We start from the raw sequence: 22914 nt of genomic DNA, 5'->3' as shown, positions 1-22914 counted from the left end.
CGATTTATCATTGAATTTTTAAAGCGTTTTATTCACTTCTCTTTACATGCAAAAGGCGCGTTAAGCTTTAGCCTACGCGCCTCATGTGTTCATCCTAACTCAAACACTTGATTTGGTCATGTGTTTTAAATTAGCGAGAAGCGTTAGCAACAATTACTTGTCGTCTTTAACTTCTTCGAACTCTGCATCAACAACATCGTCATCTTGTTTAGCTGACTGTTGTTGTTCACCAGCGTCACCACCAGCTTGTTGTGCTTTAGCTTGAGCGATTTCCATTAGCTTTTGAGACTTTTCAGCAAGCGCTTGCGTTTTCGCTTCAATCTCTGCTTTGTCATCACTCTTAATTGCTGCTTCTAGGTCAACAACAGCCGCTTCAATCGCGTCTTTGTCTTCGATTGGCAGAGCATCACCCGCTTCTTCAATTTGCTTACGTGTACCGTGAACAAGTGCATCAGCTTGGTTACGTGCAGCTACTAACTCTTCAAACTTTTTATCGTCTTCAGCGTGCGCTTCTGCATCACGAACCATTTTTTCAACTTCTTCATCACTTAAGCCAGAAGATGCTTGAATAGTGATTTTTTGCTCTTTACCTGTATCTTTATCTTTTGCAGATACATGTAAGATACCATCGGCATCAACATCGAATGTTACTTCGATTTGTGGCGTACCACGTTGTGCTGGGCGAATGCCTTCTAGGTTAAATTGACCTAGCGATTTGTTATCACTTGAACGTTTACGCTCACCTTGTAACACATGAATGGTTACTGCAGATTGATTATCTTCTGCTGTTGAGAATGTTTGCGATTTCTTAGTAGGAATCGTGGTGTTTTTCTCAATCAGTGCTGTCATTACTGACCCCATCGTCTCAATACCTAGAGATAATGGTGATACGTCTAGTAATAGTACGTCTTTCACGTCACCTGCAAGTACACCACCTTGAATCGCAGCACCCACAGCTACCGCTTCATCAGGGTTAACGTCTTTACGTGGTTCTTTACCAAAGAATTCAGCAACTGTTCTTTGAACAAGTGGCATACGCGTTTGACCACCCACTAGAATGATATCGTTGATATCGTTCACAGACAGGTCAGCATCAGCTAGTGCGCGTTTAAGCGGTTCAATCGACTTAGTCACTAAGTCTTCAACCAGTGACTCAAGCTTAGCACGTGTTAATTTCACGTTCATGTGCTTAGGACCTGATGCATCAGCGGTTACGTACGGAAGGTTTACTTCTGTAGATTGTGCTGATGAAAGCTCAATTTTTGCTTTCTCTGCTGCTTCTTTAACACGTTGCATTGCAAGCGGATCATTTTGTAAATCGATACCTTGATCTTTCTTGAATTCAGCAACTAAGTAGTTGATTACACGGTTATCAAAATCTTCACCACCTAAGTGAGTGTCACCATTTGTCGCAAGTACTTCAAATGTGTGCTCGCCTTCAACTTCATCAATTTCAATGATTGATAAATCGAAAGTACCACCACCTAAGTCGTATACCGCTACTACGTTTTCGCCACGGTTTTTATCCATACCGTATGCAAGGGCTGCAGCTGTTGGCTCATTGATAATACGTTTTACTTCAAGACCCGCAATACGACCCGCATCTTTTGTAGCTTGACGTTGTGAATCGTTAAAGTATGCCGGTACTGTGATTACCGCTTCAGTTACTTCTTCACCTAAGAAGTCTTCAGCCGTTTTCTTCATTTTTTTCAGTACTTCAGCAGAAATTTGTGGTGCAGCGCGTTTTTCACCGCCTGCTTCTACCCATGCATCGCCATTATCTGCTTTGATAATTTTGAAAGGCATGATGCCGATATCACGTTGTACTTCTTCGTCTTCAAAGCGACGACCAATTAAACGTTTGATTGCAAATAACGTGTTTGTTGGGTTAGTTACCGCTTGACGTTTTGCAGGTTGACCTACTAACGTTTCACCGTCTTGCGTGTAAGCAATAATAGACGGGGTTGTGCGATCGCCTTCCGCATTTTCAATAACACGTGCTTTGTCACCATCAAGTACTGCAACACAAGAGTTAGTAGTACCTAAATCGATTCCAATAATTCTACCCATGAATCTTCTCCAACTTCTAAATTCGTTAATACATTCGATGACTAGTTAATAGGGATGCCACAAACTTAATTCAACTGTAAAAATGAAAAAAAACGCATTTTTTTTAATTTATTTACTAAATAACCCTAAAAAGAGTAGGGATTGCTCATTTTTTGTAATTTGGGAGCTTATTTATTGTCTGGTCTGATGAGTTTGGGTGTGATATAAATTTAGCAAATAACAGCAAAAGGACATTATTTGTGCACTTTGAACAATTATTAAAACAAGCAGCCCAAGCGAGTCAGGAAACTGACCCGTTAACCAATACCATGCAGTTTCCTGCTAACTGGTGCCAAGGTCGTACTGCTTTTGGTGGCCTCTCTGCTGCGCTACTTTATCAAGCAATGCGCAATAAAGTTGATTCATCAAGAAGACTGCTTTCTTTAAGTACAAACTTTGTAGGGCCATTATTGGCTGAAAAACCGTTTTCTTTATCGGTAGAAATATTACGTGAAGGTAAAAGCAGTACCCAAGTGCTCGCCAAAGCGATTCAAGATGATGCGGTGTGTGTCATCGTGCAGGCCTGTTTTGCAAAAAATCGTAACTCATCAATTAATGTGCCGGTATCAAAGTCGTTAACCTTACACCCTGTAAACGAAGGCCATTGTTTAGGCTTTGTACCTGGGAAAATGCCAGAATTTTTTCAGCATGTTGATTTATGCCCGCAACAAGGCGCCATGCCGTTTAGTAGTGCGCAAACCTCTCACCTTGGTGGTTGGATGCGATTTAAACACACGCCTGAAGAAATTACAGAAGCTCATGTTATTGCTCTTACTGACGCATGGCCGCCAACATTACTACAAATGTTTAAGCAACCTGCACCGGCTAGTAGCATGTCGTGGTATTTAGAATTTGTACAAGCGCCTAATTTAGTGCCAGGTGAATGGTTGGGTTTTGAAGCAATCACTCATCATTCAAAAGATGGCTATGGCTTAGAAGATGGCTGTATTTGGTCGCAATCCGGTGAGCTTATTGCGCTCACCCGTCAAACTGTTGCTTTATTTGATTAATTAAAAACGAGTGAAGTCGCGCTGGGTATATTGCTTATCTAAGTTAAGCATTATGGTGCGATATTCACCGCTTTGAATTATATTTGCTAAGCCTTTGTCAAACTGCTGTCTCAGCAAATCATTGTTAAAATACGCAGGCCTTGCCGCAGGTGGAAAAATAGCATGAATAACAAAATCTTTAGTGGTATTGGTTTTTTGATATTCCTTTAAGTAGTGAAGAAATATACGTCTATCGAGAATAATCGTATCAACCCACCCTGCCATTAAATGATGTATCTGCGCTTGTTGATTGAATACTTCTTCATAGCCTCTCAAGTTTTCCAAGTTATGACCAAATTCTTTGGGTAAATAAGCAGGCGCATTTTGAAATGCTAAAACACTTTTAGTCGCCAGATCGTAAATACTATTAATAGTGAAGTTACTCTTTTTAAGACTCACCACCACATTCTCATAACTAACAACCGATTGGCTTCGATATATGCCAGCAATTAAAATACCCGAGTAATTTAAAGCAATATCTACATGGCCTTGGTTCAATAAAGCATCTGCACGCTGATTTGACATGTAATGTACATCAACCTCATTTATGTCTTGATTGTTAAGTGCTGCCTTTACAATCTCGAGCTGAATACCTGAATCATTTTCACTTATTACATAAGGCGCAACAGTAGGGTTAGCCGCAATAATGACTCGTTGCTGCTTATTATCATTAACAAATGCAAAACTATCACCACATAAACACACTAAGGCCAATAAAAATACAACTTTCACTCTTTCACCTAATCCGTTTTTATTTTCAGTTATTGGGTTTACTTTTCTTTAGTAATTTAGCCGCAGCGTTTGTATTTAACTATTATTTATAGCAATATTTAAATTATTGAATTAATTATAAGCTAACATTTTGCAAACTGCCTGCCCAAGCTGTGATCTTATCATTGATATTCCCGAGATTAATGCCAAACAAGTGGCATTGTGCCCACGCTGTAGCCATAAAGTCCGCGGTATTAATATAAACCATGACACTGAAATAGTCGCACTGAGTTTAAGCGCATTATTAATGTTGCTCAGCAGTATGTTTTATCCATTTATCTCTTTTAGTAGTAATGGTATTACCCAAACTATTACCCTGCCCGACGCAGCACGGATTTTATTTAACTATGATAGTGACCTACTCGGCCTATTTATTGATATCAGCATTATTATTTTACCTATGAGTTTGCTGATTATTTTGATCCCTTTGCATTTAGGCGCACTCAAAGCACTGCCGCAAGCAGTTGCAAGAAGACTATTAAAATTCACTTTAACGCTAGAGCCTTGGATCATGTCAGAAATATTTCTGATTGGTGTTTTAGTTAGCATGGTAAAAATAATGTCATTGGCTGAGGTTAGCTTTGGTATCAGTTTTTTTGCTTATGTGGGATTTGTTATTTTTTATGTTAGTGCATTGACGCGTTTAAATCGTGCTAGGCTGTGGTCACAAGTAAGCCCTGCCACTACACTTCAAAATACTTCAAACGCTGAGCGGGCTATTGATGAGAATATAAAAGCCTGCCATGTTTGCCATCAACTAAGCGTTGAATCAATCTGCCCTCGTTGCCACAGTAAAACGTATTTAAGAAACCCCTACAGCGTACAAAAAGCGGCTGCATGGTTAGTTACTTCTCTGATTTGTTATATTCCTGCGAATTTGCTCCCCATTATGTACACTATTAGCCTAGGGGATGAAACACCTGCAACCCTTATTTCGGGTGTTATTACGTTATGGAATAGTGGATCGTATCCTATTGCAATTATTATATTTTTTGCCAGTGTGGTGGTACCGTTAGCCAAAGCGCTTATTTTGAGCTTTTTGTGTTTTATGGTTACAAAACCCGCTAACCTGCATACAAAAGGTTACACAAAAGTGTATCAACTTACTGAATTTATAGGTAAATGGTCTATGATTGATGTGTTTGTTGTGGCTATATTAGTTGCACTGGTGCAGCTAGGAAATTTAATGTCGGTTACACCCGGTTTGGGCATCGTCTTTTTTACCGTTATGGTATTATGCCAAATGATGGCGGCACACGCATTTGACCCTCGCCTACTGTGGGACTCACCAAAAATAATAACGCAGAGAATAAAGCATGACTAAAACAGCTAACGTAGCACAAAAATCAAGTATTTCTGCAATTTGGATCATTCCTGTGGTTGCCTTATTTGTTGGTGTTTGGATGCTTTATCAGTATCAATTAAATAAAGGGCAAACAATCTACATCACTATGCCCCAAGCAGAGGGGATTATTGCTGGTAAAACAGAAATAAAAGTGCGAAGTGTTAAAATAGGTCAAATTGATCACGTCCGCCTTTCTGACAGCCAAGACAGTGTAATTGCCCGAGCACAAATAGATAAAAACTATGATAATTTACTCACCGAAGATGCCAGTATTTGGGTAGTAAAGCCACGCATTGATGAAACTGGGATCAGTGGTATGAGTACCCTACTTTCAGGGGTTTATTTAGAGTTTTCACCGGGAGAAAGTAACCGACTTAAAAAGCGCTTTACCCTGCAAGAAGAGCCCGCATTAATTGGTAAACATGTTCAAGGTGGACGCTTTAAGTTACTCAGTTACAATGCTGAGGTACTTGATGTGAGTACTGGTATATTTTTTAAAAACTACAAAATAGGCCAAATAGAAACCGCCACCTTTGATTGGAAAAACCAAGCAATGCAATACGGTATTTTTATTAAAGCCCCCTATGAGAACCTGATCACTTTAAACTCTATTTTTTGGGTTAACTCAGGTATTGAGATAGATCTTTCTGCTGATGGCATAAATATTAATACCGGTTCACTAAGCAAATTATTAAAAGGCGGTATTTCTGTTGGCTTACCTGATCAGCAAGCCCCTGGCGATTTAGCACAAGATGGTCATAGCTTTTCTTTGAGTCAAAGTTATAAGCAAGCTTTAGAAGAGCGTTTTTATGATTTTGATTATTACCTTATTGAATTCGAACAATCGATTAGAGGACTCCGTGTTGGTGCGCCAGTTGAGTATAGAGGTACTCGCGTAGGCACAGTGGTTGAAGCGCCCGCCAATGTAATTATAGATGGAAAACCGGCTCATTTTCGCGCTAAAAATACCGCAGTTCCGGTATTGATAAAAGTAGAATATGGTCGTTTATACCATATCACCTCGGTAGCAAAAGAGTATTGGGAAACAAGCGTTAACGAGTGGATTGAAAATGGCATGAGAGCGTCACTTAAACCGGGTAATTTGCTAACCGGTGCAGTTTACGTCGATTTTGACTTTTATACCGACACCCCAAAAAGCGAGCTTAAAAAACTTGCTCAATACGATGTGTTTCCTAGTGTATCGAGCGGTATAACGGTGCTTGCCGATCAAGTATCGGATGTACTTAATAAAGTGAATAATTTAAAAATTGAAGACAGTTTAGCCAAAATGCAAACTACGTTTAGCGAGTATCAAGCTCTGGCCAGTGAGATGCGCACATTATTAAATAAGCCCGATACACAAAATTTACCTGGCGACTTTAATCGTAATCTCGAAAAAATAACCAAAAGTATGGAACAATTTGAAATAACCATGCGCCAGTTTGATAAAACCATGGCAAGCTATCAAGCAGGCTCTCAAATGCACTATCAACTTGAGCAAACACTGCTACAAATTAAACGTTTAACAGAAGAGTTTCAGCCTCTTACCCGTGGCTTAAACGAGCAACCTAATATGCTCATTTTTGACAAATCACTACCTAACGATCCACAACCGAGGAAGCAATAATGAAGGCACTATTTTTACTTTTAACGGGTGTGATCTTTATCAGTGGTTGCAGCTCTGCTATTCAAACAACAATTCAGTATTACCAATTTGAGCAGCCCATTAATGACTCTTCGCGAAATGTGCAAGATACACAGGCACAACTGCGCGTGCAAACAGTCACCCTAAGAGGCGCATTGAATAATCGGGGTATTGCTATGAAAGTAGATAGTAATCAAATCCATGCTGCTAATTATCATCTATGGGGTGAGTCGCCAGATGTTATGCTCAGTGCCAGCGCGCAGCAAACATTATTTAATACCATGACAAACTGGATGGTTATTAAAGGCTTACCCGTTATTACTGACCAACAGCAACAAACATTTTACGAATTAGAATACGAACTACACCACTTTAACGGTGATCTGCAAGGTAATGCAGATATTTCAGGGCTATGGCGTTTATACTACACTCACCCAGAATCGGGTAGGCGTTTACTAAGCATCCATAATTTTTCATCTGTTATGCCAATCGATGATGATGGCTATGATTCATTGGTGGCTACTCTTGAAAAAATGTGGCAACAAATCAACATCCTTGCGGCAAAAGAAATTGAAAAAGCGCGAATTTAATTTCGCTCTGTATTAAGTAAATATACGTCTACCGCAATGTTAGTGCTTTCTATGATCACTTGACCTTGGGTTTTAAAACCGAGCTTTTGTAATACATTTTTTGATGCACGGTTATCACAGCGGGCGATCGCCGTAACCTGGTTAATCCCCAAGTTTTGTCTATGGTTTAGCAAGGTATTTGCCGCCTCAAAAATATAGCCCTTTTTTTCAAAACCGTCTTTTAGCGCAAACCCTAAATCGGGATATTGCAGAACAGCTCGCTGATAAAACCCAACAATACCAACTAGTGTTTCATCATGTAATGCGATTATATAAGGCCCAAAGCCATGCTGCTTATGGGCAGATATAAAACTTTCTTTGATGTATTTTTTAGCGTCGTCTAAGGTATAAATACCTTTATCACCAATGTATTTGGTGAAATTAGCCTGATTAACCAACTTAAATAACTCTGCCGCATCTGCTATTTGTGCGAAGCGAATGTGTAAGCGCTCTGTTGTAAAAGCAATATTCAAAATAACTCCTAATAAATTTTTAACGACCCGATATTTTTTTATTGACTGAAATAAAAAAGAAGATTATTTTTGCGCCGATGTTTTTAAAGGCACAACAATAGCGGCATGCATTCCTTGCGCCGTCTGGCGCCAAAGCCAACGCGTTTCACTAAAACTATTAATTTAACATAATTTTTTAAGTGCCCTCCACGCGTGCAAAAGCAGTGACTTGGAAAATGATTTAACAACAAACTTATCATCTTCTTTGTTTTTGTATAAGCAGTTTACTTTTTAAATCTGTTTTTAATTTTGTGATCTTATAAATGCTTGAACCTTCTGCGTTAACTCTACTGCCGCCTGCGGTAGTGGTTGTATTGGCTGTTGTTTTACGCCGCCCTATTTTATCGTTACTGATTGGTGCATTAGTTGGCCTTGTTTTAGCTGACCCTAGCAAAGTTCTCTCAAATTTTGCCAGCACATCACTCAAAGTAATGACTGATGAAACCATTGGTTGGTTAATACTTGTGTGTGGCGGCTTTGGTGCGCTTATTGCCTTATTAGTGCGCACTGGAGGGGCTTCTGCGTTTGGTAGTTTGGCTTTAAAGTACACCCGAGGTAAACGATCCTCCTTATTTATGACCTTTTGTTTGGGTGTCGTGATATTTATTGACGATTATTTAAACGCGCTTACCGTGGGTGAAACCATGAAGCGGATCACCGACAAATTTAAAGTGAGTCGTGAAATGCTCGCTTACGTTGTTGATTCAACGGCAGCGCCTATTTGTGTACTCGTCCCTTTGTCAACGTGGGCTGTATTTTTTGGTGGCCTGTTAGTCGATAACGGCATTGCAGAAGAAGGCAAAGGCATTGCCGTTTATATTCAAGCCATTCCGTACATGTTTTATGCCTGGTTTGCGGTGTTGACTGTGGTGCTGGTTATTGCCGGCGTGATCCCTACTTTTGGCCCCATGAAAAAAGCCGAGCAACAGGCGCTAACTCACGCTCCTACTTTAGAGCCTGCGATTTATGCTCAAGTACAAACCGCCGATGAATATGCAGTAAAAGCAGCGGAAGAACACTTTGAAGATGCGGATCCTAAAGGTAAGTTATATAACTTTTTGTTGCCGATTATTTTATTAGTCGCATTTACCGTATATTTTGAAATAGATGTGTACAAAGGTCTATTAGCGACAATGGCTGTCACTTTGCCATTTTATGCGTTACAAAAATTAATGAGCTTTAGCGAAATGATTGAGCGTATGCTGGATGGTTTTAAAAGTATGATCCCCGCAATTGGAACCGTGATTGCCGCCTTTATTTTTAAAGATGTATGCGACTTAATTGGCTTGCCACAATTTGTGATTGGCAGCTTAAGCCCGTATATGACCGCTGGCTATTTACCTGCGGTGGTATTTATTGCGATGTCGATATTAGCGTTTGCGACGGGTTCAAGTTGGGGGATTTTTGCGGTTTCAATTCCTATTGTCATGCCTCTGGCAACAGCGGTTGATGCAAATATTCCATTGGTGATTGGCGCATTGCTTTCAGCGTCTTCATTTGGTAGCCAAGCCTGTTTTTACTCTGATTCAACCGTACTAGCAGCACAAGGCTCTGGCTGTAATTTGATCAGTCATGCTGTAACGCAATTACCTTTTACCTTAATTGCTGCAGGCTTTGCCATCATTGGCTTTTTACTTATGGCCTAACATGGCAATGGTAGCCATTTTACTAAAACCATAATTAACGCCGTTAAAACAAAACCCAGTCAACAATGGCTGGGTTTTGTTTGGTTTTTGAGTAATTTCAACTTACTTTTGCAATTTTATATCGCTGTAGTAAGCATCTAAACTCGTCACTTTAGTTTGGTTTGGCAAATCAGCAAACTCGCTATCACTAAACTTACTGCCACGTAATTGCACATTTAAGCGTGCTGCTTGTGGATTTAACATGGTTTGCTGGTAGTAGTCTTTAATATCAGCAAGGGTGACTTTTTCTACTTCTGCAATTAACTTTTGTTTTGAATCAAAATCAAAGTTCTCACGGTACCAATCGTTAATCAATGGACTCATTTCGTCGCTTAAATTCTTTGGCTGTTCTTTTAACGAGACCAACGTTGCATTTTTAAGCTGTGCAAATGTTTCCTCACTCATGGCATTAAGCTCTAAAGCGTACTCTTTTTTGAACTTATCAAAGCGTACTTGAATTTCTTTTGGTCCTTTAACCGGTGTTTGAATAAACAAACCAATACCAGAGTAATCCTCAATAGGACGCGCTAACGCCCCTACCGCATAAGCTAGTTGTTCTTCGGTACGCATTTTGTCAAACGCGATTGTTCTAAAGTGTCCTTGTAAAACCGCCGCCTGCGCTTTTTGTTTGTAACCTGGCGTTGGGTGAATGGTCATATCGACAACGGCTACATCGGCTACATCAATATCTTTGTGTAATACGCGCGCTTCACCTAGTTGTGGTAACCAGGCTTTACTGCGAGCAAACTCAGATTTTGTATGATTATTTGGTAAAATAGCCGTTAATTCAGCAGCAATGGCATCAATATCTTTTTGATTATAGTTACCATAGCTAAATACGCGTAAGTTATTATTCGCTAAGGTGCTTTGCTTTAATGCTTGTAAATCAGCGAGTGTCAGTGATTGAGCTGCCTTAATAAGCGCGTCAGTATCAAAACTACCGGTTCGAGTCAGTTTTGAATATTCACTAAACGCTTGTGCATACGGGAACTGTTTTTGCTGATTGAGTAAATCACGTTGATAACGGTCAATCGCTTGGTTAAATGCTTGCGCTGAAATTTTATCGTCAAATCCAGCTAACGCTTGTTTAAGTAAGGTATCTTGTTTATCGGTAAAACCACTTAATGATAAAACTAAGCCATTGCTTGAGCTTAAATTAACATTCATACCGGCAATAGCCGCTTCGGTTCGTAGCTGACTTAATTGAGTGTTATATAAATCTGCCCACACAGAATAAAGGACGGTTGAGTTAATATCACGCAACCCTGTTTGTGTGTTGATATACACCTCAACTAAACCTTTGGGTTGCTCTGCAAACTGCTGGCTTGCTTGGCGCCAGATTTTTACACCGTTTTTATCATAGCTAAGTTCTGGGTGTTTTTGCTCTTTAAAAGCCTGCGTTTTAATTGCAAAACTCTCTGGCAGTAAGTTGTTAACACTTGGTAAGGCTAAATTAAATTCACTTGGCTTTTCCCAGCTGGCAATTTCTGCGTCGCTAATATCACTAATTCGGTATTTACCATCATAAAAATGTAATTGTGAATCAGTATCTTCTTGTTGAGAAATATACCAAACACGTAAGGTATCTGCGTTAAGTTGTTTTAGTACATTATTAACCGCATCAGCATCAAACTTAGCGTAGTAGTATGGTGCGTTTATCGCATGATTTAACGGGTAATCTTGCATGCTTTGAGTCAGCGCACTGACGTAGTTAAACTCATCACCTTTTTCTAAAAATTTAAACTGGTTATTTAAAGAGGTGCGAATTTCATTAAAGTACTTACTATTAACACCTTCACGTTTAATTAAATCAATATATTGCATAATAGTCGCAACAATGGCTTCGCGGTTTTTCATGCCTTCATCAGTCAGCTCTATGTTCACATTTAAAGAGCCATAGTTACCATATTGATTTGGTGAAGCAGACGCTGATAACTGCGATACCCAGCCTTTATCACGTAATATTTGTGCTGGGCTACCTGGCATTTCATTGCTAAGTAAATAGGCAACAAAACGATTAGGTTTTACTGCAAATTCAGTTTGATTATTAGTGATTGTAAAGTCGAGCTGTAATTGTTTAACGTCTTCGTTTGGCGAGTAAAAAACACGTTTACCACCGGCATTATCAAAATCTAGCTTGGCTGATACTTTTGGCTTTTCAATATTTTTATTTTTAATATCAGCGAAGTATTTTTCTGCTTTTTTCTGCATTTCTTCAAGCGGTAAATTAGAAATTAACGCCACTTTCATAATATTTGATGAATAATATTTATTATAAAAATCAACAGTTTCTTTGTGTAATGAACTATCAGCTTTATCGCCTAACGTTTCAAGGTTACCAATTAAGAATCGATTAGCTGGGTGTTCACCCATCATTTTACGTGCAAGTTTAAATTGGCCAAAAAAGTCCATTTCACGACGCATTGACCACTCAGCATTCACTGCGTTTTTTTCTTTTTCTGTGTATTCTGGGTAAAGCTTAGGGGCTTTAAAAAAGTCTGAAAAGCGGTCTAAGCCTTCATCAAACGCATCGTTATTAATTTTAAACATGTAGTTCGTAATATCGAGCCACGTATAGGCATTATGCGCTCCGCCGTTTTTAGTCATAAAATCGGAGTACCCTTTAGTGTCAGGGTAGCGCTCAGTGCCTAAAAACAACATATGTTCTAAATAATGCGCCATACCTTGCTGGCTCATTGGGTCGTGCAGCAGGCCGACGCCGACACTCAATGAAGCAGCCGATTTTTCTGCGCTTGGATCAGAAACTAAAATCACTTCAATATCATTGGCAAGTGTTAGTGTTTTGTATTCACGATTATCGTTAGGGCTTACAACAAGCGTTGGTGATAAAAGTGATGTTTGTGATGATTGAGAAAGAGTGGCGGTATTCGAACAACCGCTTAATATTGCCAGTGCAATTGCACTTAAGCCGATGATGTGTTTCATTTTAGTTATATCCATTGCTGTTAAATATGGGCTTAGTGTTATAAAAAGACTAAATCACTTATAAACTACCATTATCAATTAATACTATGCTACTAATTAGCACTTAATTGTGTAACACATTGTGAATAGTTTATATAAATAATAAGGTAAGTTATGGAAAAGATAATAATAATAGCCATGTTCGTTCAGGTAACACTTTCATTAGTTGTGATGGTAATAATGGGAAAACGACGTTTTGCGGCGGCTAAAAACAAACACATACAGTTAAGTGACTTTGCTGCTATGCGACTTGATAATGCGGGCGATCATGTCAGAGTCGCTGATCGTAATTTTAGCAATCAATTTGAAATACCTGTGCTTTTTTATGCGGGTTGTTTACTTGCTTTACAGCTTAATATGGCGAGTGTCCCTATTGCAGTCTTGGCGTGTATATTTGTAGCGACACGCATTATTCATAGCCTCATTCACCTTGGTAGTAATCATTTAAGAGCCCGTTTTAGAGTATTTTTGCTAGGCTGCTTATCTGTGTTTGTAATATGGGTAATGTTACTGGTGAGCGTACTTTACAACTAGGGTCTGATGACCTTTCAAGGTTAAATTTGCAGCAGTCTGTTTGGTATTTAGGCAAGGCAGAGCCTATGTGGTGTGGTTATTCCCCATAAATAGGCGATAACGCAGCATCAATGCCAAACAGGCGGTGCCCTTCGGGTTCTGCCTAGGGGCGGTTTACTCTTTGTTGCTCGGTTTTTACTTAGCCCACTAGGTTACAAACCTCGCGCCGCGATTAAACCGCCCCTAGTTTGAACAAATTGTAATCCGCAAAGATCAACAGACCCTAACTAAAAAAACGGCGGCTATGATAAGTCGCCGTTATTTTTACGGCTTATTTAGTGCGTTTTAACCTAGGTGCTACAAGCAATAGTGCGCCTAAAAACCATGCCATACTGCCACTAGAGTCTGAACTTTGTGGTGGTGTCACTTCTACGTTATCAATTAATGTATTCTCTTTAGGTGTTAAGTTTTGTGCTGAATTAGGATCGTCATCAAGCACAACCACCGTTTGTATTGACACTAAGTTTTGATTACTAATAACTACATTTTCATCTGAACATTGCTCTTTAGTAATACCAACCAATGGTACCTCTGCACAATGAACTAAGGCCGCTATTTTATCTAAAGTTTCTTGGCTTTGTGCTGTTATTTGTCCGAAAACGGTAAACCCACCATTTTGTAAATCTAAGTTTTGGCTGTTATCACTCATATTAAAAAACCATTGGCTAGTGGCGCTGTTTTCATTGCCGCCCTGCTTTGCCATGGCAATTGTGCCTTTTACATTAGAGTAAACAGGTTCGTTAATAACCGCTGGCTTGGTTGTAATGGGATCCATTTTGTCAGAAAAAGTAAAGCCTCCTCCTTGAATGACAAACTTATCAACAGAGCGGTGTATTACTGTTTGATTATACGCAGCATCATTAACATAACTTAGGAAGTTTTCTACTGTTTTAGGTGTTTGTTGATCAAACAAGTTAATTTCTATCGTTCCTTGGCTCGTTTGCATTTCGACTATGGTTGCTGCGCTTGAAAAGCTCGCTGCAGTTAAAATTGACGCTAAGATAAGCTTCTTCATTATTATTCCTATTTTTTATTGTCATTAGGCGTCATAGAATAGTGTGATTCATTTTATAAATCGATACATAAGCACTTAACGCTACAATTCATATCAAAGTAATTACACTGCAGTTACAACTGTTTACATTTTAATTTTAAACACGTTATGGAGAGTTAATTGTCTGAGTGCCTTGGTGTACATCACGGTGACTCTTTTTTAATTCACTTTAAGCCTAGCAAGGTACTTAAAAAGCCCCTTATCAATCACTCTTTTTTTGTTATTATCAGCCTACACAGTGATAGGAGTAAATATAATGGCAAACAACACGACTATTTGTGACTTTGGGCTACACCAAGGTGAACCATACACCCAGCTTCCCGTCAGCTTTTTGAAATGGATGATTGATGTAAATCATCAAAAATCTCAATACGCACATGATGAGCTCGCACGCAGAAAACGGGTTGTAGAGCAGCAACGTGAAGTCTCATTGGCTGAAAAATATGAATAAGTGCGTTTTTTTAACCTCGAACTAGTTTAAACTAGCCGCCTACTATACTGAGTTTTGTTAATCGATAGGTATTTTATGCGTACTCTTGTTTTTCTCATTTTATTTCTTGGTTTATATGGCTGTGCCAGTGACTCAGTCAATAAACCTGCAGCACACTATTTAACTGTTCTTCATACCAATGATAATCATGGTCGCTTTTGGCATAATGAAAAAGGCGAATATGGTATGGCTGCGCGTAAAACCCTAATCGACCAGCTAAGAGCCGATGCAAAAGCACAAGGGCATCAGGTTTTATTATTATCAGGTGGCGATATTAATACCGGTATTCCTGAATCAGATCTACAATTTGCTGAGCCCGATTTCAAAGGCATGTCGAAAATTGGCTATGACGCAATGGCACTAGGTAACCACGAGTTTGATAATCCATTAAGTGTATTAAGACAGCAACAGCAATGGGCTAATTTCCCTCTTTTATCGGCTAATATCTTTGATAAACAAACTAACGAAACTATTTTTGAGCGTTATAAAATATTCAACAAAGGCGGCTTAACCATTGCTGTAATTGGGTTAACAACGACAGACACCGCTAAAATTGGTAACCCGCAATACATTGGTCACTTAGATTTTAAAGATCCGGTTGAGATAACCGCCTCACTTACCCAAACATTAAAAGCAAAATACAATCCTGACATTACCATTGCGGTAACGCACATGGGGCATTATGTAGATGCCAATTATGGGATAAATGCTCCAGGTGATGTCACACTTGCTCGCTCTTTAGATAAAAATGCCCTTGATATGATTATTGGTGGCCATTCCCAAGAGCCAGTGTGTATGGCTGCAGAAAATGTCACAGATGAGAATTTTAAGCCAGGTTTAGCCTGTAAACCTGATCGACAAAATGGAACCTGGATAATGCAAGCCCATGAATGGGGTAAGTATGTGGGTAAAGCGGAGTTTAAATTAGAAAACGGTCAATTATCACTGCTAAGTTATCAATTATTGCCCGTTAATTTATACGTAGATAAAAAGCAAAAAGACGGTAGCGTAAAATCCGTACTTGCTGCAAATTACATTAAACCAGATCCAGCGCTACAAACCTTTTTAGCGGCGTACCAACAAAAAGGGGCAAAACAAATTGAGGGTAAAATTGGCTTTGTGAATGACAGACTCGAGGGTGATCGTAACAAAGTACGCTTTGAGCAAACTAACCTTGCTCGCGTTATTATTCAAGCGCAAATGAATACCGTAGGTGCCGATTTTGGCATTATCAGTGGTGGCGGTGTTCGCGATAGCATCAATGCGGGTGACGTGAGTTATAAAGACATACTCAAAGTACAGCCTTTTAAAAACCGTGTCGCTTATATCGATTTCAAAGGCAATGATATTTTAACCTATTTAAATGTCGTGACGCGTTTCCCACCAGACTCTGGAGCCTACATGCAATACCACAACTTAGCCTTTGAGCTTAAAGAGGATCAAGTAACTAACGTGTTCATCGCCGGCAAGCCGCTTGATATAAACAAAACATACCGCATGAGTATTAATGAATATAATGCTTCTGGTGGCGATAGTTACCCTAAAATTACTCACATGAAAGGATTCGTAAGCACCGATGAAACGGACTCTCAGGCATTAAAACGATTTTTTGCAGAGCACAGCCCTGTTGATGCACATGAGTTTGCACCTAAATAGTAATCTGTATTGAACAGTGATGAGTGTCATTGATATATAATGACACTCATAATTCAGGTTTATGTTATCACCAAGCCAATTTAAGCGCACTTCAACCCACAAACCTCTCACACTCTATTTAAATTAGTAGCTCTCTTAACCAGAGTTAAGATTAAGTAGCAAAGCACGATTACTTTCCTATTATTTCTATATTTCCTTGACCCACATTTGCTAACCCATAACTGTGCATTCGTGAGCGTGAGCCCTCTCCAAATGCTTTCGGTGGGTAGTATAATCCCTTTTGCTCAGGGCAATCGTTTAACACATCATCCAGTGACGCACGAATTTCACTCAATGTTTTCTCTAGACTGTTATTAAAGTTTGGACGTTTTCTTACTGTATGACCAAGCTCAACTAAACGATAGAAATATTTATTGGCAAGCTCTATCAATTCCTCGGGTACATTCTTGTTATGATTAAGCTTGATCTCTGGATTGTTAGTGCAATATTCCACAAGCGCTAAATAAAAACATAACGGTTTGTTTGCCAAAGCTACTTGGTGCTCCAAAGAAACGCTACTCGATAATGTTTTACTTTTTAAATCAATAATCAGGGTTAATGGTTTTGACTCTGTAGTATTTGATTCTGCGTGAACAACCTGTTTTTCATCACTTTTTTTAATATAGGCTAATTTTATTAGGTATGTTAGTAATATGCTAAGAATAAAAAGCATCCCATAAATAGCTACCACATCACCCGTAAAATACGGCTGTCTCAAAGAGAAAACGATGAACACCACACCATTATTACTATTTAACTCTCGAATAAACTCTGTGTAAGTTTTTAAAGAAGCATCAAATTCATGCTGTGGCGTTATAGCTACAACCTCAATACCGGTACTATCAATAAAGGTGTTTAAGGTTTGAATATAATTAAGTAAAGCTGCTTTATTACCTGAGTGTTTAAGCAGCTCATTAGATAAATCTAACAAAGGTAAGTCTAAAGCGATTCGTTTTTCTATTTGTATTATTTGTAATTTATTTACTTGCTGTTGTTTTTGCATTGTCGAAATATAAAAAACAGACGAGAAAACCAAGAATAAAAAAATTGTGCATATTATCCATATTAACCTATTCATTACGATTCCCCTATAAAGGTAACGGGGTAACTGTTGCACTGCCAATATGGCTCAACATCTTGATAATATTGAAACGATTGTTCTTTAGACATACTCAATAAGTGAGACTGTACAGCACAGAGTAAATCAGTATTGTTATGCTGCATTTTTAAGTACCAACGGGTGCCTGCCACATTACTACTAATAGGCGTAATATAATTTTTTGAAAAACGCTGACTGTCACTTTCTCTCCAAAAAGAGGCAATAAGGTCGACTTCCCCGTTCGCCAATAATTCTCTCAACTCATTGTGTGAACTCGCATAGGTTATTTTTAGCTGAGCAATGTTTAGGCCTAGCTCTTTAAAGGCTTGTTTGGGTAAAATGTGTCCTGAGCGACTCGTTGGATAATCTAACAGACCGATTTTTTTATCTAAAAAATATTGTTTGCTGATCTTAGGTTTTTCTTTTGAAGAGATAAAAAATGCAGTGTAATCAGAAAAGCCAACCACAGGCTGATAGTTGTAAGTAGATTCAGCCTTAAACGCATCCATAATATTATTTTTCGCTAAAATTAAATCTGCAATACCTTTACCTACAAACTCTAAGCTATCAACGGTTCTATATCCCCAATAGCCAATGACAGAGCCATACTGTTTTGCCACTACTTTGTCGCCACAGAGATTTTGAGTAAGTAATTGAGCAACGTATTTTGAGGGGGTAAATACTATAAGTTGACTCTTATTAGCCGTTGCCGTTGTTTGACATGTCGTTGATGTCTCTATTATTACTGGAAACGTTATATCTTCCTCGCCCACAATAACTTGACCTGAAAACCAACTTAGCAACACGCCCAGAAACATAAATGTAACAATTGCTGTTTTATGCAACATTAACTTCTTAATATTCAAAAAACACCCGTTTAAATTAGAGTAATAGCTCATTTGAACAATTTTAATTACTTATTACAATAGGTAATTTTACCTGTCAAACCCAAGCCATTGAATAAAAACAACTTTAAACAAGAAAATATGAATATTATTGAGTCCTTTCTATCAACTAAAAAAATGAGGACAATTGACCTTATCAGCGTTTACAAAATAAATGTCACACTACTAGGATGCTTCAATGTACAAAAATGTAAAATATTCGCTTTCTTTAACACTTTTAATTAGTGCAATATTTGCAAGCACAGATTGTAATGCTTGGGGCCAAAACGGGCATCGTGTAGTGGGTAAAATTGCAGAGTCGCACATAAGCGAAACTACTAAGACTGCACTTATCCCCTATCTCAACGGCGAATCTTTAGCTCAGATTTCAACATGGCCTGACGAAATGCGATCTGCACCAGGTGACTTTTGGCAAAAAAAATCATCTCGTTGGCATTACATTAATGCTGATGACAACGCGACCTTTAGTTTTGACCACGACCACACTAAACACAAAGAATCAGTAACAAACATATTAGAAGGCATTCACTACTCTATCCGCGTGTTGAAAGATGATAAATCAAGCCTTGCGGCCAAACAGTTTAGCTTGCGTTTTTTGGTGCATTTAGTGGGTGACAGCCATCAACCATTTCATGCAGGAAGAGCAGAAGATAGAGGCGGCAATCGCGTTAAGGTTTCTTTTTTTAACCAACAAACCAATCTTCATAGCTTATGGGATACCAAGTTAGTAGAAAACGAAAACTTATCTTTTACTGAATACGCTCAGTTTATAAATACCAACAACAGCGAGCTAATTAGTGAATATTTACAAAGTACACCAACAAGCTGGCTTGAAGAGTCGCACAACTTAGCCCTAAAAATATATGAATCAACAGAAGAACAGATTAGCTACGACTATATCTACAACAACACCCCTATTGTGAAAACACGCTTGCAACAAGCGGGAATTCGCTTGGCTGGATTGTTAAATACATTATTTGATCCTGCTAACACGCAATCAAAAATGGCCTTAACACAGCAAACACAAAAATAAATTTAGTTTCTAACTTAAATCATCTACATGGGAAATCAACATTATGACTAAGCTTCGCCTTTCGAAATTAACTGGGGCTGTAATTCTAGCTCTAGGAGTTTCAACAAGCGCTATGGCTGCTGACACTTCATCTGCAATGCGTGGTAAAATAACCACACCTTCAGGTGCGAGCGCTGCAAACGTTAAAATTAAGGTCGTTCATCAACCAACCGGCACAATTAGTGAACTAACGACCAATGAAAGTGGTACTTTCATTGCGAATGGTTTACGTGTTGGTGGACCTTACACTGTGATCATCGACTCTGATACGTTTAACGATACTACCGTTGAAAACATCTTTTTAAACCTTGGCGAAACTTACCGATTAACATCGCAATTAGCACCACTCAATATTGAAAAAATTGAAGTGTCTGGTTATAAAATTGTCCAACAATCGGGTGGTTCTAGCAGCACGTTTGGTGAAGATACCATTAATAACATGCCTAGCTTTAATCGTGACATTAAAGATATCGCACGTTTAAATCCGCTTGCGAGTATTAATGGCAGTGGTGAGCTAACTTTTGCCGGCAGCAACCCACGTACGAATGGTTTAACCGTAGATGGTATTGGCCAAAATGATGACTTTGGTTTAAGTTACGGCGGCTACCCGACTTCACAGCCTCCAGTAGCCCTTGATGCAATTGAGCAAATATCTGTTGATGTTTCTCCATTCTCTGCCTCTAAAGGTAACTTTGGTGGTGGTACTATTAACGCGGTAACTAAGTCAGGTACTAACGAACTTAAGTTTTCTGGTTTTTACGAAACATCAACACCTGATATTGCAGGCGATGTAGACAGCATATCTCAAGTGTTTGCTGATAACCGCCCAGTTTTAGATGACGATGGTCACCGCACATATATTGTTGAACAAGTAGAACCTAACCAAACTGAAAAACGCTACGGTTTTAATGTTGGCGGCCCACTTATAGACGATACCTTATTTTACTTTGTTAACTACAATAAATGGTCAAGCGAACTAGATTTAGATTATGGTTTTGAAGGTTCAGGCGCAACCAACGAATACGATGTGAGTGAAGAAAGCTATAACCGTTTCCTTAATATTCTAAATAACGAATACGGTTTAACCGATTCTCTTGGAGGCGACCCTAAAGACACCAACGAAACATTACTTGTAAAGCTAAGCTGGAACATTGCCGATGATCATCGTTTAGATTTTACCTATCAGTGGCAAGATGACAAAGATGAAACAAACTTTGGAACTGGTGGCACATCAGTTCAGTTTGCATCAAGTCGTTATACCTACGCAACCAAGTTTAATAACTTTGCTACCAAGCTATATTCAGATTGGAATGAAGACTTTTCAACTGAAATCGGTATTGCATACAAAGATGTATCATCGAGAAGTTTAACAAATTCTGATATTGGTAGCGTTAAAGTTGAAGAATACTTCCGCGGCCCTTCTTATGAATTTGGTACCGATGAGTTTCGCCATGCAAATAGCTCAGCAACAGAAAATTTAACACTTTCTCTTGATGCCACTTATTTAATGGACGAGCATGAAATTAACTTTGGTATGCAATATGAGTCGTTAAACTTATACAACCTTTTTGCAGCTAACTCTCTCGGTTCATGGGAATTTGATAACTTTAATGGTTTCGAAAATCGTGAAGTAGGTAACTACAAAGGAAAGTACGATTTTAGCTACAGCAATGCCTTTACAAATAACCCTAATGACACCGCTTACGACGCAACCCGTAATCAATTAGCACTTTACATTGAAGATACTTTTTATGTTGGTGATGATTTAGAAGTAACGGCAGGTGTTCGTTATGAGCGTTTATCTTCTGATGATAAACCAACACTCAACGAAAACTTTTTAAACACCTATGGCTTTAGCAATCAAGAAAATCTCGATGGGTTAGATATTATTCTACCGCGTATTGGCTTTAAGTATTACGCTACAGAAGCATTAACAGTTAACGGTGGTGTAGGTCGTTTCCAAGGCGGTATTCCTAACGTTTGGTACAATAACTCATTCCAAAACGATGGCATTACATTTGTAGATGCACCACAAAGCGTTATTGACGATTACTATGCTAATAATCAAGCTGATATCACTCAAGTACCAGACGCTATAAAAGGTTCTTTAGTTCAAGGTGCAGGTAGTACAAACTATGTTGACCCAAATTTTGAACTACCGTCAAGCATCCGTGCACAACTTGGATTTGAGTACGACTTTGATTCTGAATTACTGGGTGAAGGCTTTAAATGGCAAGCAGAAATTGCTTATCATAAAAAAGAAAACGAAGCTGTGTGGCATAACACCGCCATAAAACCTGTAGGTGTTGCAGCCGACGGCGAACGTATCATCTATGAAAGTATTTACAGCGGTGATTTAGCTGATAACTTTGATATAGCAATGACTAATTCAACTGATGATGGTCGCTCTGTTATTATTTCAACAGCACTTGCTAAAGAGTGGGAAAATGGCCTTTATATTTCAGCAAGCTATGCACATCAGGATGTAACAGAAGCGTCTTCAGGTTCTTCATCACGTGCACAAAGCAACTATCAGTACAATATCACTAAGAGCCGAAATGAAGACTTTGCTGCCCGTGGTGCGTATGAAGTAGAGCATAGCTTTAAAGTTAATTTAGCGTATAACACTGAGTTCTTCAGTGGCTATGCCACAAGATTTAATGTGTATTTTGAACGTCGCTCTGGTCGTCCATTTAGCTATACTATGGGTATGTATCAAGATAGTGACTTAGGTGATACGCGTGACTTTTATTCAAGCTCAGCTTATTTAGCGTATATTCCAACTGGTGCAGATGATGCAAACGTAAACTGGGATGAATCAGGGCTATCATGGAGTGAACTTGAGACACTACTTAATAGAGCGGGTATTTCTGAGCGAGGTCAAATCTTAGACCGTAACTCAGGCACGCAACCATGGGTTACCACTATGGATATTAGCGTTAAACAAGAGATCCCAGGTTTTGCAAAAGGTCATAGCGGTGAGGTTTACTTTATGATTGATAACTTTGCCAACTTATTAAACAGTGACTGGGGCGTAGAAAAGCGCTTAGGTTTCTCTGACCAAGCAGTTTACGACTTTGGCGGCTTAGACGATCAAGGTCGTTATATAATTGATAGCAGATTTAATGGTGCTGATGTTCGTAACTATAGCCAATATCAAACTAGCTCATCAGCTTGGCAAGCTAAAATTGGTGTTAGCTATAAGTTTTAATACATAGCCTGTACATCAAAAACTCGTAAAATTAAAAAAGCCATTACATGCATGTAATGGCTTTTTTTATGGAAAAAATCACTTT

The 22914-nt window shown here is 38.8% G+C and carries 16 protein-coding genes and 1 pseudogene; 10 read left to right on the top strand and 7 right to left on the bottom strand.

The window, feature by feature from the left end; all coding sequences use genetic code 11:
• Positions 1-153 precede the first annotated feature (153 nt).
• A complete protein-coding gene (dnaK, locus tag PISS_RS17800) occupies positions 154-2070 on the bottom strand; it encodes a molecular chaperone DnaK (RefSeq protein WP_058155938.1) in 1917 nt (638 codons plus the stop codon).
• Between the two features lie 239 nt (positions 2071-2309).
• Between dnaK and PISS_RS17795 the strand changes: the two genes are divergently transcribed.
• A complete protein-coding gene (locus PISS_RS17795; RefSeq protein ID WP_008464384.1) occupies positions 2310-3119 on the top strand; it encodes a thioesterase family protein in 810 nt (269 codons plus the stop codon).
• Here PISS_RS17795 and PISS_RS17790 read toward each other — a convergent pair whose 3' ends face one another.
• A complete protein-coding gene (locus PISS_RS17790) occupies positions 3120-3890 on the bottom strand; it encodes a substrate-binding periplasmic protein (protein ID WP_058155936.1) in 771 nt (256 codons plus the stop codon).
• Positions 3891-4020: 130 nt separating this feature from the next.
• On the opposite strand from PISS_RS17790, the pseudogene PISS_RS17785 reads away from it, so the two are divergent.
• The 3 genes and pseudogenes from PISS_RS17785 (at position 4021) to PISS_RS17775 (ending at position 7509) form a co-directional block, all read left to right on the top strand.
• Positions 4021-5249 (top strand): annotated as a pseudogene (locus PISS_RS17785) (PqiA/YebS family transporter subunit).
• Positions 5246-6901 carry an intermembrane transport protein PqiB gene (pqiB, locus tag PISS_RS17780; RefSeq protein WP_058155932.1) on the top strand — a complete coding sequence of 552 codons (1656 nt, stop codon included), beginning with the start codon at positions 5246-5248 and terminating at the stop codon, positions 6899-6901. The pseudogene PISS_RS17785 and the gene pqiB overlap by 4 nt, the downstream one beginning before the upstream one ends.
• Positions 6901-7509, top strand: coding sequence for a PqiC family protein (locus tag PISS_RS17775; protein ID WP_028834116.1), 609 nt, complete (start codon positions 6901-6903; stop codon positions 7507-7509). The genes pqiB and PISS_RS17775 overlap by 1 nt, the downstream gene beginning before the upstream one ends.
• Here the strand turns inward: PISS_RS17775 and PISS_RS17770 are convergent.
• The gene (locus PISS_RS17770; protein WP_058155930.1) at positions 7506-8021 is read right to left on the bottom strand and encodes a GNAT family N-acetyltransferase; all 516 of its coding nucleotides are present in this window, start codon (positions 8019-8021) and stop codon (positions 7506-7508) included. The two genes, PISS_RS17775 and PISS_RS17770, sit on opposite strands and share 4 nt — an antisense overlap.
• 302 nt (positions 8022-8323) lie before the next feature.
• Between PISS_RS17770 and PISS_RS17765 the strand changes: the two genes are divergently transcribed.
• The gene (locus PISS_RS17765; protein WP_058155928.1) at positions 8324-9706 is read left to right on the top strand and encodes a Na+/H+ antiporter NhaC family protein; all 1383 of its coding nucleotides are present in this window, start codon (positions 8324-8326) and stop codon (positions 9704-9706) included.
• Between the two features lie 102 nt (positions 9707-9808).
• On the opposite strand, the gene PISS_RS17760 is transcribed toward PISS_RS17765, so the two are convergent.
• Positions 9809-12691 carry an insulinase family protein gene (locus PISS_RS17760; protein ID WP_058155927.1) on the bottom strand — a complete coding sequence of 961 codons (2883 nt, stop codon included), beginning with the start codon at positions 12689-12691 and terminating at the stop codon, positions 9809-9811.
• Between the two features lie 153 nt (positions 12692-12844).
• Here PISS_RS17760 and PISS_RS17755 point away from each other — a divergent pair, with 153 nt between their 5' ends.
• Positions 12845-13264, top strand: coding sequence for an MAPEG family protein (locus PISS_RS17755; protein WP_029609943.1), 420 nt, complete (start codon positions 12845-12847; stop codon positions 13262-13264).
• A 310-nt stretch (positions 13265-13574) separates the two neighbouring features.
• Here PISS_RS17755 and PISS_RS17750 read toward each other — a convergent pair whose 3' ends face one another.
• Positions 13575-14318, bottom strand: a complete 744-nt coding sequence (locus PISS_RS17750) for a peptidylprolyl isomerase (protein WP_058155925.1) — start codon at positions 14316-14318, stop codon at positions 13575-13577.
• Between the two features lie 295 nt (positions 14319-14613).
• Between PISS_RS17750 and PISS_RS17745 the strand changes: the two genes are divergently transcribed.
• Together PISS_RS17745 and ushA are read left to right on the top strand one after the other, a co-directional pair.
• A complete protein-coding gene (locus PISS_RS17745) occupies positions 14614-14808 on the top strand; it encodes a hypothetical protein (protein WP_013463154.1) in 195 nt (64 codons plus the stop codon).
• 75 nt (positions 14809-14883) lie between these two features.
• On the top strand, positions 14884-16503 hold the full coding sequence (ushA, locus tag PISS_RS17740; protein WP_058155923.1) for a bifunctional UDP-sugar hydrolase/5'-nucleotidase UshA: 1620 nt from the start codon (positions 14884-14886) through the stop codon (positions 16501-16503).
• Between the two features lie 169 nt (positions 16504-16672).
• Here ushA and PISS_RS17735 read toward each other — a convergent pair whose 3' ends face one another.
• Both PISS_RS17735 and PISS_RS17730 read right to left on the bottom strand, forming a co-directional pair.
• On the bottom strand, positions 16673-17620 hold the full coding sequence (locus PISS_RS17735) for a hypothetical protein (protein WP_058155920.1): 948 nt from the start codon (positions 17618-17620) through the stop codon (positions 16673-16675).
• Positions 17620-18489, bottom strand: a complete 870-nt coding sequence (locus PISS_RS17730; protein ID WP_036954974.1) for a type 2 periplasmic-binding domain-containing protein — start codon at positions 18487-18489, stop codon at positions 17620-17622. The genes PISS_RS17735 and PISS_RS17730 overlap by 1 nt, the downstream gene beginning before the upstream one ends.
• Before the next feature lie 235 nt (positions 18490-18724).
• Between PISS_RS17730 and PISS_RS17725 the strand changes: the two genes are divergently transcribed.
• Together PISS_RS17725 and PISS_RS17720 are read left to right on the top strand one after the other, a co-directional pair.
• Entirely contained in the window at positions 18725-19579 is an 855-nt protein-coding gene (locus PISS_RS17725; RefSeq protein WP_024600936.1) for a S1/P1 nuclease, read from the top strand.
• A 43-nt stretch (positions 19580-19622) separates the two neighbouring features.
• Positions 19623-22829, top strand: a complete 3207-nt coding sequence (locus PISS_RS17720) for a TonB-dependent receptor (protein WP_058155918.1) — start codon at positions 19623-19625, stop codon at positions 22827-22829.
• The last annotated feature ends 85 nt before the right edge of the window (positions 22830-22914 follow it).

The organism is Pseudoalteromonas issachenkonii, assembly GCF_002310795.1.
In the GTDB taxonomy this organism is placed as follows: domain Bacteria; phylum Pseudomonadota; class Gammaproteobacteria; order Enterobacterales; family Alteromonadaceae; genus Pseudoalteromonas; species Pseudoalteromonas tetraodonis.
Note: the sequence above shows the minus strand (reverse complement) of the source record. Positions and strands in the feature narration are given on the sequence as shown.

Excerpts from the sequence above, each read along its gene's own strand:
- dnaK (WP_058155938.1), bottom strand. The coding sequence starts at position 2,070 with ATGGGTAGAATTATTGGAATCGATTTAGGTACTACTAACTCTTGTGTT.
- pqiB (WP_058155932.1), top strand. The coding sequence starts at position 5,246 with ATGACTAAAACAGCTAACGTAGCACAAAAATCAAGTATTTCTGCAATT.
- PISS_RS17775 (WP_028834116.1), top strand. The coding sequence starts at position 6,901 with ATGAAGGCACTATTTTTACTTTTAACGGGTGTGATCTTTATCAGTGGT.
- PISS_RS17765 (WP_058155928.1), top strand. The coding sequence starts at position 8,324 with ATGCTTGAACCTTCTGCGTTAACTCTACTGCCGCCTGCGGTAGTGGTT.
- PISS_RS17760 (WP_058155927.1), bottom strand. The coding sequence starts at position 12,691 with ATGAAACACATCATCGGCTTAAGTGCAATTGCACTGGCAATATTAAGC.
- PISS_RS17755 (WP_029609943.1), top strand. The coding sequence starts at position 12,845 with ATGGAAAAGATAATAATAATAGCCATGTTCGTTCAGGTAACACTTTCA.
- PISS_RS17750 (WP_058155925.1), bottom strand. The coding sequence starts at position 14,318 with ATGAAGAAGCTTATCTTAGCGTCAATTTTAACTGCAGCGAGCTTTTCA.
- PISS_RS17745 (WP_013463154.1), top strand. The coding sequence starts at position 14,614 with ATGGCAAACAACACGACTATTTGTGACTTTGGGCTACACCAAGGTGAA.
- ushA (WP_058155923.1), top strand. The coding sequence starts at position 14,884 with ATGCGTACTCTTGTTTTTCTCATTTTATTTCTTGGTTTATATGGCTGT.
- PISS_RS17735 (WP_058155920.1), bottom strand. The coding sequence starts at position 17,620 with ATGAATAGGTTAATATGGATAATATGCACAATTTTTTTATTCTTGGTT.
- PISS_RS17730 (WP_036954974.1), bottom strand. The coding sequence starts at position 18,489 with ATGTTGCATAAAACAGCAATTGTTACATTTATGTTTCTGGGCGTGTTG.
- PISS_RS17725 (WP_024600936.1), top strand. The coding sequence starts at position 18,725 with ATGTACAAAAATGTAAAATATTCGCTTTCTTTAACACTTTTAATTAGT.
- PISS_RS17720 (WP_058155918.1), top strand. The coding sequence starts at position 19,623 with ATGACTAAGCTTCGCCTTTCGAAATTAACTGGGGCTGTAATTCTAGCT.